12 protein-coding genes are annotated in these 15488 nt (G+C 57.4%); 5 read left to right on the top strand and 7 right to left on the bottom strand.

Translation table 11 applies throughout. The features are described from left to right. From ptsP to dcuC, 7 genes are all read right to left on the bottom strand, one after another. Positions 1-2496: a phosphoenolpyruvate--protein phosphotransferase gene (gene ptsP, locus SK53_RS09450; RefSeq protein WP_048209145.1), complete on the bottom strand. Its 2496-nt coding sequence runs from the start codon at positions 2494-2496 to the stop codon at positions 1-3. 22 nt (positions 2497-2518) lie between these two features. Continuing rightward, the gene (gene ypdE, locus SK53_RS09445; RefSeq protein ID WP_048209143.1) at positions 2519-3559 is read right to left on the bottom strand and encodes an aminopeptidase; all 1041 of its coding nucleotides are present in this window, start codon (positions 3557-3559) and stop codon (positions 2519-2521) included. Positions 3560-3561: 2 nt separating this feature from the next. Continuing rightward, positions 3562-4644, bottom strand: a complete 1083-nt coding sequence (gene ypdF, locus SK53_RS09440; protein WP_032608839.1) for an aminopeptidase — start codon at positions 4642-4644, stop codon at positions 3562-3564. 11 nt (positions 4645-4655) lie between these two features. Next, a complete protein-coding gene (locus SK53_RS09435; RefSeq protein ID WP_003858745.1) occupies positions 4656-5906 on the bottom strand; it encodes a PTS fructose transporter subunit IIC in 1251 nt (416 codons plus the stop codon). A gap of 27 nt (positions 5907-5933) precedes the next feature. Beyond that, positions 5934-6257 carry a PTS fructose transporter subunit IIB gene (locus SK53_RS09430; RefSeq protein ID WP_017382483.1) on the bottom strand — a complete coding sequence of 108 codons (324 nt, stop codon included), beginning with the start codon at positions 6255-6257 and terminating at the stop codon, positions 5934-5936. A 173-nt stretch (positions 6258-6430) separates the two neighbouring features. Continuing rightward, on the bottom strand, positions 6431-7240 hold the full coding sequence (gene rna / locus SK53_RS09425) for a ribonuclease I (RefSeq protein ID WP_023315614.1): 810 nt from the start codon (positions 7238-7240) through the stop codon (positions 6431-6433). A gap of 94 nt (positions 7241-7334) precedes the next feature. Next, positions 7335-8702: an anaerobic C4-dicarboxylate transporter DcuC gene (gene dcuC / locus SK53_RS09420; RefSeq protein WP_017382481.1), complete on the bottom strand. Its 1368-nt coding sequence runs from the start codon at positions 8700-8702 to the stop codon at positions 7335-7337. Positions 8703-9041: 339 nt separating this feature from the next. On the opposite strand from dcuC, the gene SK53_RS09415 reads away from it, so the two are divergent. The 5 genes from SK53_RS09415 to SK53_RS09395 are packed head-to-tail and all read left to right on the top strand — an operon-like array spanning position 9042 to position 15367. Beyond that, positions 9042-9443 carry a hypothetical protein gene (locus tag SK53_RS09415; RefSeq protein WP_032608844.1) on the top strand — a complete coding sequence of 134 codons (402 nt, stop codon included), beginning with the start codon at positions 9042-9044 and terminating at the stop codon, positions 9441-9443. Positions 9444-9496: 53 nt separating this feature from the next. After that, entirely contained in the window at positions 9497-9790 is a 294-nt protein-coding gene (locus tag SK53_RS09410; protein WP_032608845.1) for a copper-binding protein, read from the top strand. A gap of 11 nt (positions 9791-9801) precedes the next feature. Beyond that, positions 9802-11058: a TolC family protein gene (locus SK53_RS09405; RefSeq protein WP_048209140.1), complete on the top strand. Its 1257-nt coding sequence runs from the start codon at positions 9802-9804 to the stop codon at positions 11056-11058. Further along, complete coding sequence (locus SK53_RS09400; protein WP_048209139.1) at positions 11055-12254, top strand: efflux RND transporter periplasmic adaptor subunit; 1200 nt, start codon at positions 11055-11057, stop codon at positions 12252-12254. The genes SK53_RS09405 and SK53_RS09400 overlap by 4 nt, the downstream gene beginning before the upstream one ends. Beyond that, positions 12251-15367, top strand: coding sequence for an efflux RND transporter permease subunit (locus SK53_RS09395; RefSeq protein ID WP_048209137.1), 3117 nt, complete (start codon positions 12251-12253; stop codon positions 15365-15367). The genes SK53_RS09400 and SK53_RS09395 overlap by 4 nt, the downstream gene beginning before the upstream one ends. Positions 15368-15488: the final 121 nt, after the last annotated feature.

Genomic DNA, 15488 nt, shown 5'->3' with positions numbered 1-15488 from the left:
TCAGAACGTGATTTCTGCGTTCAACAGATCCAGGATACTTTGCGGCGTCGTTGCTGCAAACAGCGACTCGCGAAACGTTTTATTGACCAGCTTCCGCGCCAGCTGGGAAAAGACCTTCACGTGATTAATCCCTTCCTGAGCGCCGAGCGTCAGCATGATCACCAGCTCGACGTCGCCCATATCCGACTCCCAGTCAATCGCCTTGTCCAGACGGGCAATGCTGATGCTGGAGTGGCGTATCCATTGCGATTTGGTGTGAGGGATCGCCACGCCAAACCCGACGGCGGTGGTGACAATCTCTTCGCGCTGCCAGAGATCTTCTTCAAGCTCGAGCGGGTTTTCGGTCCTGCCATGAATCGCAAGATTTCCGCATAAGAATTGAAGCACCTGCTCTTTTGAGGTCAGCGGCTCATTGACCACGATAGTCTCCAGCGCCAGCAATGGACGCGGCGGCGCTTCCGGTGTGAAATCCGCCAGCAGGGCTTCAATCTCCTCTGCGCTGCGGCTGTCGCAGGCCTTATCTGCCAGCGCCCGGCAGGTCGCCATGTCCAGCTGACGCAACTGGGTTTTTACCGCAGGGATGCGCGGCCCGCTCATGCTGAACTCATCTAAGCCCAGCCCAAGCAGAAGAGGGAGGTAGCGCTGCTCTCCGCCAAGTTCCCCGCAAATGCCGACCCATTTCCCGTGACGATGCGCTGCGGTGACGATCTGGCGAACCATGCGTAAAAAAGACGGTGTGATGGGGTTATACAGCCCCGAAACGCGCGGGTTGTTGCGATCGACAGCGTAGAGATACTGAGTCATATCGTTCGAGCCGATACTGAAGAAATCCACCTCTTCGCAGAAGTGATCGATGATAAAGCAGACTGAAGGCACTTCAACCATGATCCCCAGCGGCAGGCGCGCGGTGTGACGTAACCCCTGTGAGGCCAGGGCGTCACGAACGTTTTGCAGCTCCTGTTTGATCCATAAAATCTGATCGAGGCTGTGCACCATCGGGATCATCAACAGCGCATTGCCGCTTGCGCCTGCGCGTAAGATCGCGCGCAGTTGGGTGCGGAAGAGATCGGCAAATTCGGGATAAATGCGAACGGCGCGATAGCCGAGGAACGGGTTTTCTTCCTGGGGAATGTTCAGGTAAGGGATCTGCTTATCGCCGCCGATGTCCATTGTGCGAAAGATGACCGGCTTGCCCTGCGCGGAGAGCAGCACCTGCTGATAGGCTTCGAATTGCTCCTGCTCGTCCGGCGCGGTGTCTCTGTCCATATACAGCATTTCAGTGCGAAACAGCCCGATACCCTGCGCGCCGCAGGTAAACGCCCCGGGCGCTTCCAGCGCGCTGCCGATGTTGGCGGCAATCTCTACCGGTACGTTGTCGCGGGTGAGCGCTGGAAGACCCGCATCTTTGATCTGCTGCTGGTGGCGTCGGTCGGCAAGGCGCTGCGCCACGCTGTAGTAATCATTCACCGCGTCGTTGGGTTCAACGACCAGCACGCTACAGATGCCGTCCAGAATGACCTCTTTTCCCATCAACGGCGCCAGTGAGGCGACCGTTAAACCACTCAGCACAGGCACGGAGGCCGCGCGTGCCAGGATCAGCGTATGCGACGTCCGGCCTGTTTTTTCAAGCACCATGCCTTTCAGGTACTGCGTGTCGAGGCTGAGAAACTGGCTGGGCGTCAGATCTTCCGCCACCAGAATAGTGGGGGCGCTGAGGGTGAATGCGGAGGTTTGCTGCAACTCCGGCCAGGTAATGTTAAGAAGCTGCTCGCTGATGTCGCGAATATCGCTGACGCGTTCACGCAGGTAGTCGCTGGCGGAGAGTGACAGCTTGTCGCAGATCAGCTCCATATTACGAATGATCGCCTCCGCAAGGCTTAGCCGCTCCTCGGCGATCAGTCGGCGTATGGTGCCGCCAAACTCCTCATCCTGGATCAGCGAAAGATGCGCGCTAAGAATGGTTTTACTCTCGCCGTCGAGCCCGCGCAGGCGGTGGTTGAGCCGTTCGGCCAGCGTCGCCAGGCTGTGTTCCAGGCGGGTAATATCTTCCGGCGAGGCGGGGATCTGACAATAACGTTTGAGGTTATCGCTCTGCCAGCCTCGCAGAGTGCCAGCCCCGATGCCACTGGCGAGCGTAATGCCGTGCTGAAGATGGGGAGCAAGCCTTACAAGCGAGCGGGGCAGGGGATGCGCAACGTGCGGCGCGTCGCCGGAGGGAATACTGTCGCTGTCGATAAACGCGCCGGTGAGATACGCCTCCAGCACGCGTCGGGCCTGCTCCTCGTCGCTGCCGTTAATTTCCAGCACGCAGCTGTCATTAAACAGCGTACCGGTACTGATCAGCGCCAGCGAGCTTTTGGCATCCGCGTGAGTGTGAAGCCGTCTGTTGATAAAACGGATGTCGCTGCGCCATGCGCTGCACTGCTCTTTTAACGCCCAGGCCGGACGCGCATGCAGGCCGTTGGGCAGTGGGCAGAAAAATTCAATTGAAAGCATACTTCCTCCTGGCCGCGTGAGATCAGCATCTGAAGTCCGTCAGATGATCCACGGTCTCACGGTTCATGCCTGCCACAAGCGCGACAAGCAGTTGTTGGGTGTGATGAATGTCTTTTTCGTCGGCAATGGATGCCGCGCAGTGCCCGTGTCGGGTAGGGGGACCAAGCACAAGAGTCAGCACGCCAGTGCCGAAGAGATGGATCGCCCCGCCGTCCGTTCCGCCGTTGCTGAACATGTCTTTTTGCAGCGGGATCCCCTGCGAGCGCGCGATTGTCTCAGCCAGCGCAATCAGTTTGGCTGGGGCGATGAGCGTTTTGTCGTACAGCACCAGCATCGGGCCCGCACCGATCTGGCGATGGTTGGCGCTGCCATAATCGAAATTTTTTGACCAGCAGGCGGTATCCAGCACCAGCGCGATATCAGGATGAATGGCGCGCGTGGCGGTCTGGCCGCCGCGCAGGCCGACCTCTTCACTTGAGCTGGCCACCAGCCAAAGCTCGCAGTCGAGCGGCGTCTGGTGCAGCTCGCGCAGCAGCGCGATCAGCAGGTAACAGCCGAGACGATCGTCGAAGGCTTTACCCATCACCCGATTGTGGGGAAGGGTCTGAAAGGGTGTATCGAACGTCACGCGGTCGCCTGCGTCGATACCGGCGGCGAACACCTCCTCCGCCGACGTCGCGCCAATGTCGACACGCAAATTGTCAACGTTTTCTCCTTTCAGATCCCCATCCAGCAGTCCCGGTATTTTTTTCCCGTTACGCGTGGTGATGCGCACCGGCTGAAGGGTACGGGCCATCATGCGCACGTTGCCGATGGGCAGGACATCAATGGCCCCTTCGCGCGAGACGCTGCGCACCATAAAACCGACTTCATCCATATGGGCGCAGACCATCACCTTCGGGCCCCGGCTCTGGTTGACGCGGATAAGCACGGAACCCAGCCCATCAAACTGAACCTCTTTATGGTACTTTTGCGCCTCACTGAGCAGGATGTCGCGCACCTCTTGCTCTGAGGCCGCAATGGCGTCTGCTTCGCTCAGGGCGCGCAGTAAATCTCTGTCCACTCTTATTCTCCCGTCAGCAATAGCCGTTTGTCGAAGGTATAAAGCACCTCGGCGCCCGTTTCCGTCACCAGCACCACATCTTCAATTCGTACCCCGCCCAGGTGTTCAAGGTAGATCCCCGGCTCAACGGTCAGCACCATGCCGGGCTGCAACGGGGTGCGGTCGGTAGGGGAAAAACGTGGATTTTCATGAACATCAATACCAATGGCATGGCCGGTGTTATGCCCGAACTGCGGACCGTAACCTGCACGTTCAATCACGGAACGTGCGGCGCTATCGATCTGATGACAGGAAACGCCGGGGCGGATGGCATCAATAGCTGCCTGTTGTGCCGCCAGAACGATCTGGTACACCGCATAGAGAGGGTGTTCCTCCGGCGGCGTGTTTTGCCCGGCGACAAGAAAGGTCCTTGTCATATCCGAGCAATACCCCTGGTGTTGGGCGCCGAAATCAAGGGTGATCATCTCGCCAGGCATAATCACTTTGTCAGAGGCTTTGCCGTGGGGCAGCGCACCGCGCGGCCCGCTGGCGACAATGGTGTCGAAAGAGGGCTTGTCCGCGCCCTCCTGCTTCATAAACCACTCCAGCTCGGCAGCGACTTCACGTTCGCGCATACCGGGCTGAATGAAACGCCGGATGTGCTGTGCGGCGCGGTCGGCAATGCCGCATGCTGCACGGATACGGTCGATTTCGTCAGCGGTTTTTATCTGCCGCAGCGCGTCAAGCGAGGTGCTGCAAAGGGCGGTATTCAGCGTATCGCGCCACAGCACGCCTGTTTGCCAGCTCACGTATTCACCCTCAAAGCCAAGACGGGTGAGAGCTTCCTTCGCAATAATCTGGTTCACCGCCTGCGCAAACGGGTTCTCCGTGTTAAGCAGATGCATCTCATAGCCCGCCGCTCGTGAAGCGATATCGCTGTAGTAACGGAAATCCACCAGGATATGTGCCGCGGTTTGTGTCACCAGCACATATCCCGAACCGGTTGAAATGCCCAGGTGCGGCTGTTTATTCTGGCGCGAAGAGATGAGCACGCCGTCCAGTTTTTCCGCAGCCAGCCAGGCACGAAGCCTTCTCAGTAATTCCATGGTTCACCCCGTTACAGCGTGTCGATAGCGAGTTTCCCGCGCTTGTGCAGACTGTTACGAATAATCACTACCAACAGCGCGGTGATCGCCGCCCCGACCACAATACTGAGCATGTACGCTCCCAGATTGGTGACCAGTGGCCACGCCCAGATCGCCGATTCAGGGAACCACTGCACGGCACCGAGCGCGGTGGCAGTCATTGCACCGGCGATCGCGCCCGCCATATACGCCGGCAGCGTCGCAAGCGGATTTTCCAGCAGGAACGGGATGGCCCCTTCACTGATGCCCATAAAGGCGAGGAACATGGCCGTTTTGCCTTGCGGATAAAGCTGCGGACTAAACAGGCGTTTGCCGGTCAGACGATGGTCAATCAGCGTGGCCAGCCCCAGACCAATGGGCGGAATAACAATCGCCACGGCGCGGGAGGTGATGGGCAGGACATGATCGGTTGTCAGCCCCAGGCCAACAAATCCCGCCGCTTTGTTAATGGGGCCGCCAAGATCAATCGCCGTGGCCGCCGCCATCCCGATGGCGTACATCATGGAGCCCGCCTGACCCGCCGCCAGCAGTACGGTCCGCATACCTGCATTCAGCCAGCCGCCAATCGGCGTGATGATGTAATACATCGCCAGCATTACAAACAGCGCCGAGAGGATTGGGATCAGAAAGGTGCTTTTAAAGGCCAGCAGATACTGTGGAACGTTAATGCGGCTATTCAGCCATTTGACCAGATAGCCTGCGGCTATGGCGATAATCAGCGCGCCAATAAACGTGGAGGGCACGGGTTTGGTGGCAAGCCAGGTCAGTTTTTCCGCATCAAAGTTCAGCACCAGCGTCGGCTGCGTGGCGACAAGGCCACCGATAAACCCGGCCGGGAAGGCCAGTTTTCCGCCGATAGAGTTGGCGACAAAGGCGGCAAACATTGGGATGGCGAAGCTGAACAGCAGCCCGCCGAACGATTCAGTCAGATAGCCAAATTTCAATAGCGAGAGATTGAAACCGGTGAATTTGCCTGAGTTAAGCGCGTCGAGAATACCGGTGTCAGGCGGGATCTCCAGCCAGACGTAGGCGATAAGCTGTGAAATGGCGAGGATAACCCCGCCCATGATAAGTGTTGGCACCATGCGGGATATCCCCGACATAATGTGCTGTGGAAGCTCTTTCCAGAAAGACGCACCGGCGGCAACCGGTGCGGATTTGATGGCAAGTGTGTCACCCTCGTGACTGTCCGGGCGAACCGCGCTGCGTTTTTTAATAGCCATGACGAAAACCCCTGGATGTGAAGATTATTATTGTTCTGCTGCAATCATCTCTTCGATCTCTTTCAGGGTGCCTGCCGCGTTTTTAATGGCGTCCTGAAGCGTAATCTCATACACGTCGCGCGTTTCGAAGCGTTCATTGTCTTCCGGGGTGATCGCGATGGCGTGGATGATAATGTCAGCGTCGGCAATATCCTGCGGGGTCAGGCGATTCTGGATCCCGTCCGCGCCCTGGGTTTCAATTTTTACCTCATAACCGGCTTCCGTCGCCGCGTCTTCCAGCGCCTGGGCTGCCATGAAGGTATGTGCCAGGCCCATCGGGCAGGCGCACAGTGCAATCAGTTTTTTAGCCATGTGAAATTCCTCCTGTAGATAACGCCACGATTATGACGGGGAGGTTTCAGTGATGTTTACCAGATTAATAATGCTTTTGCTGGAAAAATGATGCGTGTGAGCGGAAGTGTGAGGTTAATCGTCATATCACGGAAGCCAATGAAAAACCGGGCAAAAAGTTGCCCGGCGCAGCATCAGTAACCGGCTTTATCAATGACAAACTGTTTGCCGCAGTTGCCCGGATGCGGCTGTGGCGCAAAGGAGCCGTCAGAGAGTGGGTTGTTGATGGTGCTGGCGTTCAGCGAGATCTGCATTTCGGTCAGATAAGCCGGATTGCCGTGGCAGGTAAGCTTGAACGCTTTTACGCTCTGTTTTCCCCAGCTTTTGGCCACGGCTGTATCGAAGTCGCTGCGGCGGACGCTTTTGCCATAGTTTTCCGCCAGAAATTTTCCTGCCGCGCTGTGCTTCACTTCCTGGTTCATGCGCACCATGGTGCCGAAGTAAGCGTCGGGATCAAAACCAAAGCAGACGCCGTGTTTCGCGTATTCATAACGTTCAAGGCAGGAGTTGCCGCCCGCGCCGGGCATCACGCTGTTCAGCTTCGCCGCGCCCGTTAGCGATAGTCCGGTCTCTGCGGCGTCACATTTGCGGCTGGCTTTTGCTTCCGGCATATTCGGAACCGGACGAGTGGCGCAGCCGAAGCGCATCCAGCGGCGTTCATCCACTCCGCGAGCGGCAATCGATTTCGGCAATGCTGGCCATAAGCCGTGGACGGTCAGAAAATCGGTTTTGTTGCTGCTCTCTTTTTGCAGGCGACACTCTTCCGGTTCGTCACGGTTACGTTCGACCATGCTCTGGCAAAATCCGGTTTGCCAGGAAAGGGCCAGAACGTAGCGATCGAAATCGCCGTACTGGGTTGGCTTAAGCGGATCTGCCTGAATTGAGAAGACACAGAGTGCAAGCGCTACTGCGCCAGACGGGATAACGATATCCTTCCTGAACATTTGCTTTCCTGATTGGTTGGGCGCGATTAATTTCTGGGGGTTATTAAAGCACAAAAAGCGCCCGCAGGCGCTTTTTGGATATCAGGAATTTCGCTTAGGCAGCGCCGGGAACCAGCACTTCGGTGGCGATAATAACGATAATCAGGCCAACCAGCACCGGCACTGACGTGCGTTTTACCACTTCAAACGGAGAGATTTTCGCCATCCCCGCAACCGCAACCACCACGCCCGATACCGGAGAAATGGTACGACCCAGGTTGGAGGCCTGAAGCATTGGAATGGACAGGTAAGCCGGGTTGATGCCGGAGGAGTGTGCCAGCTTAGGGATCATCTCAACAAAGGCGTAGAACGGCGCGTTACCGGAGCCGGTGGTCATCGCCGCCAGCATGGTCAGCACCACCAGCACCAGCATCAGGATAATGCTGGCCGAGCCGAACGAGGTGGCGATAGAGATCAGGCTCTGAATAAAGCCGATGGTGCTCAGCCCCTGGGCAAACACCCCCGCGGCAACCAGCAGCATCACCACGCCCGCGAAGGCATCCGCCATACCGCGGAAGGCTACTTCCAGACCCGTGAACACTTTCTGGGTGTTAAAACCACGAACGAACTCCAGGATGGCCGCCAGCAGCATACAGATCACCAGGATAGTGATGATGTGCAGCTGCGGGCCCCATTTGCCGTCGAAAATAAGCACGCCAATAATCGGCGTGAAGGGCAGGATGGAATAAAACGCCGGGGCGGTAGTGGTGATTTCGCTGACGTCCATCATTTCGTGGCTGACGTTCTCTTTCTTATCGAGATAGCGCTGCCAGAAGAAATGCGCCACGCCCATGCCGAGAATAGCGGTGATGGAGATCGGCAGTGTGGTTTTGAAGGCGAAGTCAATTAGCGACATTTCCGCGGCTTTCGCGGCCAGCACTACGTCACCGGAAGTAGGGGAGAGAATAATCGCCGCCGGAGAGGCGCAAATAGCCGCCGCTGCACCACGGCTGATCCCGACGTTAACCATTACCGGGAATAAAGTTGCCATTAACAGCACGCCAAGGCCCGTTGCTGAGGAAACGGCTAATGACATCAGACAGGCCAGGAAATAGGCCGCGACCATCAGCAGATAGGGGGAGTTAATATATTGCAGCGGCTTAGAAGCCAGTTTTACCACCATATCATTCGCGCCGATATGGGTCATATAGGCAGCAAATCCGCAGAGCATCATGATCATCATGCCCAGATCGCCGCCGCGGCTCATCAGCAGAATTTTTATATATTCCACAATATCGGTAGCGGTATATCCGGTACTGGCTTCGCTGGCGGGTAAAACCTGATGACCCATTAGCGCGCTAATGATCAGCAGCGTCAGGCCGCCGACAAATAGCACGCCGGTGGCTGAGTAACCTTTAATGATGTAGCGTGCTACACCGACAATGACCACGACTCCAATGAGGAGTTCGAGAAAAGTAAGCATGATTTCCCCTATTTCCTTGCTGCCCGAGAGACAAATAATCAATAAAAAAGAAGCTGAAATGTGCCGAATAAATGTCCAGTCCTTGCTGATTAAAATCAAGAAAGAGACTACTAAAGGCACTGATGACGATATTTTTGCTAACCCTGCGTCATTTATATTAAGACGTTATTGACCTGATGAATAGATATTATATGTCATTAAATTGATGGTGAAGTGTTAAGGTTTTGAGTATTACTTGCCGACAATCGATTTAAAACGTAAATCTCTTTAAAACCACTTCTCTTTCATTCTTTTGCCTGCTTATACTCGGTTCACTTTCTCCTGTCCGACGATCTCAATATGTACGCCAGCTGGACATATCGCCTGCGCTTTATCAAAAAACATCTGCTGATGTTTTTGCTGGCGTTTGGCTGGCTGTTGATCCAGACTCAGGTGGCCGTCGCCTCCCATCAATGTTCAATGGATTTGCGCGGCGAGGTGGCCACCATCCAGCATATGGAGATGATGGCGCAACCGGGGCCGCATTATGCTGCCGGTGCTTCACCGCTGTGTGAAAAACATTGTGTGCCGGATCAGGTACAAAAAGATCCTGCCCAGCCGCATCTGGTGGCGCTGCCTGCCGCCATGACCCTGACCTTAACTCCGCCAGAGTGCTCGTCTGCAAGCCATTCTGCGTGGTCCGTTACCCCTCCTGCTGTGGGGCCGCCGGCAACGATCCGCTATTGCCGGTTTCGGGAGTAAAAACCTGTTAATTCGTTGATTTTATTTACTTAACGTTTAACAGGAGTTTTATCATGCGTACCGTATTCCTTTCCGCGCTGGTTGGCGCGTCCGTCTCTTTCGCTTCTTATACCGTTCAGGCAAACCAGACCTGGCAGGGCCGCGGCGTGGTTCAGTCGATCTCTGACAGCGCCGTCATGCTCCGGCACGAGGCCATACCGGAACTAAAATGGTCAGCGATGACCATGCCGTTTACTTTATCTGCCGGCGCCACGCTGAATGGCACCAAACCGGGGGATGAGGTGACCTTCACGCTTGAGCGTGCGGGTGACGGTTTCCAGATTATCTCGCTGACGCCAGCGCGCTAAGCGAGGTCACCATGAAACAACACACACTGAGCCTGTGGCTCGGTGGGGTGTTGTTCGGCCTGTTAACCTCCGCCGCGCAGGCGGAGCCGTGGACGCTCGAACACACCCTGACCGAAGCCCAGCGCTACTCAGCAGAACTCTCCGCCAGCCGTAACGAAGCGCAGGCGCTGGATGCGATGGCGGATTCCGCCACGCAATTACCTGACCCAAAACTGAAATTCGGTATCGAAAACGTGCCGGTACAGGGCAGCAACGATCGGCGGCTGACGCGCGAAGGGATGACCATGCAGAAGGTTGGCATCATGCAAAGCTACGTCAGCTCAGAGAAGCGGGAACGTAAAGCGCAGACCTTTCAGGCGCAGGCGCGAAGCGTGCTGGCAAAATCCGAGGCCGTCCGCGCCGCGCTTCAGCGTGATACCGCCCAGGCCTGGCTGGATCTGGCGCTGGCCCAGCAGGCACTGAACACGGCCAGAACGCTGGTCCGTGAAACGGAACGTCAGCGCGGCGTGCAGAAGGCGAGCGTCGGGGCGGGAAGCGCAACGCCAGACAGCGTACTGGCCCTGCAAATGATCCTCAGCGCCATGCGCGACAAAGAGACGCTGGCGCAGCGGGATGTGCAGCTGGCGCAAAGCCGTCTGCTGGAGCTTACGGGGCACGCGATTACGGCGGTTCGCGGTCCGCTGCCGCGCTATCAGCGTCTTCCTGCCGATGAAAAAACGTTGCAGGAGGGGATCGTCAGGCACCCGGAAGTGGAGGCCGCACGACGTGAAGCCGAGACCGCGAAAGCGCGTTCAGCGCAATCTGCCGTGGCGGCGATACCCGATGTGGATGTGGAGGTCTATTACGCCCACCGCGCTGAAGGCTATGACGATATGGCTGGCGTGATGTTCAGCGTGGATCTGCCTCTGTTCCAGTCAAAACGTCAGGACAAGGATTACGCCGCCGATGTTTCCCGCTCTATGCAGGCGGCGGATCAACTGACGCTGCTCAAGCGCGAACACATTGCCCAGGTGCAAACGCTGGTGGCGCAGTATCAGGCTGCGCAAACGGTGTGGCAGCGACAGCGGGACGAGGTACTACCGTTGCAGCGTCAACGGCTGGCGGTACTGACGGCGCAATATCGCTCTGGACAGTCGGCGCTTCCGGCCCTGCTGGAGGCGCGTCGTGGCGTACTGGATACGGAACTGGCGGTGAACCAGGCGGAGCGCGAAATGGCGCGAACCTGGGCTGCCGTGAACTGGTTGATCCCGCAGGAGCTGGCGCAATGAAAAAAACAACGTTAATGGCGATTGCCATCGCGATAGCTGCCGCTGGCGGCTATTTTGTCGGACAGAAGCAGACGCATCAGCCGGCTGCGGCTGCACAACCCTCTGAACGTAAGGTGCTTTACTGGTACGACCCCATGGTACCCGGTCAGCGCTTCGATAAGCCGGGTAAATCCCCCTTTATGGATATGGATCTGGTCCCGCGCTACGCTGATGAAGCGCAGGCGGCGTCAGGCGTGGCCATCAGCACTCAACAGCAGCAAAACCTGGGGATGAAAACCGCCAACGTTGAGATGCGCCAGCTGGTTTCGCCGTTCTCGGCCTTTGCCACGGTTGCAACGGATGAACGTAACGTCTCGGTGGTGTCAGCTCCGGCCAATGGCGTGGTGTCAAAATTGTTTGTTAATGCACCGCAGCAGCAGGTGAAAGCCGGAGAGGCGCTGGCGCAACTGTGGATCCCGCAATGGACCACCGCCCAGCAGGAGTATCTCGCAGTTCGTCAGCTTGGCGATGCCGCATTGACCCGCGCCGCACGCGAGCGGCTGGCGTTGCAGTTTATGCCGGAAGAGGTCATTCGTTTGCTGGAGCGTAGCGGCAAGCCGCAGACCACGCTCATCCTGCGCGCTGACCAGGCCGGCTATGTGGTGAAGCTGGACGTGCGGGAAGGGGCGCAAATCACCGCAACGGCTCCGCTGTTTGAGATCGCCAGCCTCGATCCGGTCTGGCTGGTGGTCGATTACCCGCAAACGCAGGCGCAGTCTCTGGCAGTGGGCAGCAACGTGGTCGCAACGTCAGAAAGCTGGCCGGGGGAGCAATTCCACGGCACGGTCAGCGAATTGCTGCCGCAGATGGAGACGACCACGCGAACCCTGAAAGCCCGTATCGTGATGGAAAATTCCGCACATAAGCTGAAGCCGGGTATGTACCTCTCCGTCAGGCGTGCGGAAGAGATGAAAGGCTCGCCGGTGCTGGCGGTGCCGGAAGAGGCGGTGATTAACAGCGGAGAGTCTGCGCGTCTGCTGCTGGCTACCGGGGACGGTTATTTCCAGCCTGTGACGGTGACAACCGGCCTGACGGCGCAGGGCTGGACGGCGATCCTGTCCGGGGTCAAAGAGGGCGATAAGGTGGTGACGTCCGGGCAATTCCTCATTGATTCCGAAGCCAGCCTGCGTAGCGTGATGCCGGAGGTGACGCCATGATTGCCGCTGTGATTCGCGCCTCGTTGCGTAACCGCCTGCTGGTGATCCTGGCCGCACTGATGATGGCAGGCTGGGGCTGGTGGGCGGTGCAACGCGCGCCGCTGGACGCGTTGCCCGATCTGTCTGATGTGCAGGTCATTATCAAAGCGAGTTACCCCGGGAAAGCGCCGCAGGTGATTGAAGATCAGGTGACCTGGCCGCTGACAACCTCCATGTTGTCTGTGCCGGGCGCTAAAACCGTGCGCGGTTTTTCAATGTTTGGTGACGCTTATGTGTATGTGCTGTTTGAGGATGGCACCGATCTCTACTGGGCGCGATCCCGGGTGCTGGAATATTTAAGCCAGGTACAGGCGCAGTTTCCGCCGGGCGTGAAGGTGTCGCTGGGGCCGGATGCGACGGGCGTCGGCTGGATCTACGAATATGCACTGATCGACCGTAGTGGAAAACACAGCCTGGCAGATCTGCGGGCCCTACAGGACTGGACGCTTAAGTTCGAGCTTAAGACGGTACCGAATGTATCTGAGGTAGCAAGTATTGGCGGAATGGTGCGTCAGTATCAGATCGTGGCGGACCCGGCGAAAATGCGCGCGCTGAATATTACCCACAGCCAGCTATCCGGCGCGGTGCAGGCCGCCAATAAGGAGAGCGGCGGCGCCCTGCTGGAGATGGGCGAAGCGGAGTATATGGTGCGGGCAACGGGCTATTTGCGCTCGCTGGAGAATTTTCGCAATGTGGTGATCGCTACCCGCGATGGCGTACCTGTCCTGCTGAAAGATGTCGCCACCATTGGCATTGGCCCGGAGATCCGCCGGGGTGTGGCGGAGCTTAACGGTGAAGGGGAGGTCGCTGGCGGCGTGATCGTGATGCGCTACGGGCAGAATGCGCTGGAAACGCTTCATGCGGTAAAAGCGAAACTGAGTGAGCTGCAAAAAACGCTGCCGCAGGGCGTCGAGATTGTTCCGGTCTACGATCGTTCCACGCTGATTGAGGACTCGGTCAAAACGCTGACGCACAAGCTGCTCGAAGAGTTTGCCGTGGTGGTACTGGTGTGTGCGCTGTTCCTGTTCCACCTGCGCTCCGCGCTGGTGGCGATGGTCTCTCTGCCGCTGGGGATCCTCGGGGCTTTTGTGGTGATGCACTATCAGGGCATTAACGCGAATATGATGTCGCTCGGCGGGATCGCCATTGCCATCGGGGCGATGGTGGATGCCGCAATTGTGATGATTGAAAACATGCACAAGGTGCTGGAGCTGTGGCGGCATGATAATCCGGGCAAGGAGCCCGCGCCGGGGGAATACTGGCGTCTGGCGGAAAAGGCGGCGGTTGAAGTGGGACCGGCGCTGTTTTGCAGCCTGTTAATCATCACGCTGTCATTTATACCGGTTTTTTCGCTGGAAGCGCAGGAGGGCAGAATGTTCTCGCCGCTGGCGTTCACCAAAACCTGGTCGATGGCCGTGGCCGCCGGGCTTGGGATCACCCTGGTGCCGGTGCTAATGGGCTTTTTCATTCGCGGGAAAATCCCGGATGAGAAGGCAAACCCGATCAACCGCCTCCTGATCCGCCTGTATGAGCCGCTGCTGGACAAGGTACTGACCTTCCCGAAAACGACGCTGGCACTGGCATGTCTGCTGCTGATCGCCACGCTCTGGCCGTTGAGCCGCCTGGGAAGCGAATTTATGCCGCCGCTGGATGAAGGAGATTTACTCTATATGCCCTCCACGCTGCCGGGGATCTCTGCTCGCGAGGCATCACGGCTGCTTCAGCAGACGGACCGCTTGATCAAAAGCGTCCCGGAGGTGGCGAGCGTGTTTGGCAAAGCCGGTCGGGCAGAGTCGGCAACCGATCCCGCGCCATTAACCATGCTGGAAACAACCATCCACTTTAAGCCCCGCGAGCAGTGGCGGCCAGGAATGACGCCGCAAAAGCTGGTGGAGGAGCTCGATAAAACCGTGTCGCTGCCGGGCATTGCCAATGTGTGGGTGCCGCCTGTCCGTAACCGTCTGGACATGCTGGCAACCGGGATCAAAAGCCCGGTCGGCATTAAGGTGAACGGCAATAATATTGCCGACATTGAGCGTGTGGCCCGGCAGATTGAGCAGGTGGTGAAGGACGTTCCTGGCGTCTCCTCTGCGCTGGCGGAGCGTCTGGAAGGCGGACGCTACGTGGATATTCGTATCTATCGGCAAAAAGCCGCGCGCTACGGCGTTTCCGTCGATGAACTGCAAAGCCTGGTCTCCACGCTGGTCGGGGGCGATAACATTGGCGAGGTGATCCAGGGACGCGAGCGGTATCCCATCAACCTGCGTTATCCCCGCGATTTGCGTGATAACGTCGACGCGTTGCGGGTGTTGCCGGTAGTGACCGCCAGCGGTAGCCAGGTGGCGCTGGGGGAATTGGCCGATATCGTCGTGACGGAAGGCCCACCGATGCTAAAAAGTGAAAACGCGCGCCTTTCCAGCTGGATCTATGTTGACTTGCGCGGGCGCGATCTGAAGTCCGCCGTGGATGAAATGCAAAAACGGGTGGAGGAGAAGGTGGTATTGCCGCAGGGCGTGTCTCTCTCCTGGTCCGGGCAGTTTGAATATCTGGAACGGGCGACCGCGAGGCTCAAAATAGTTTTACCTGTCACGCTGATGATTATATTCGTCCTTTTATGGTTAACCTTCAGGCGGATATCAAATGTCCTGATAATAATGGGGGCATTGCCGTTCGCGCTTATTGGGGGCGTGTGGTTATTGTGGCTGCTTGAATATAATTTGTCAGTGGCGGGGGCCGTTGGCTTTATCGCCCTTTCCGGAGTGGCGGCAGAATTCGGCGTAATTATGGTTCTTTATTTGAATCATGCGATCGATAAATATCACAGGCTGGAGCCAGAAGGGGGAAATACGGTGCTGATGCGGGCGATCCACGAAGGTGCCGTGCTGCGCGTGCGTCCGAAGGTGATGACGGTCGCCACTATTATGGCAGGACTGCTGCCCATCATGTGGGGGAGTGGGAGTGGCTCGGAGGTGATGCAACGTATTGCCGCGCCGATGATTGGTGGCATGGTAACGGCACCGTTATTGTCGATGTTAGTTATTCCCGCACTCTACAAATTGTTACATCAACGTTAAATATGTCAACTGCATGTGCTTATTCAGGCATGCAGTTTATGTATCCTCAGATTATTCCCAGGAACGGGATGGTAATTAGGAATAACACCCATGCTGTTAAGCGTTCATTCAAGTATTCTGT

Origin of the sequence: Enterobacter sp. MGH119, assembly GCF_001037675.1 — a bacterium.
Lineage (GTDB): Bacteria > Pseudomonadota > Gammaproteobacteria > Enterobacterales > Enterobacteriaceae > Enterobacter > Enterobacter hormaechei_C.
The sequence above is the reverse complement of the archived record's forward strand: the minus strand, read 5'-3'. Positions and strand labels throughout refer to the sequence as shown.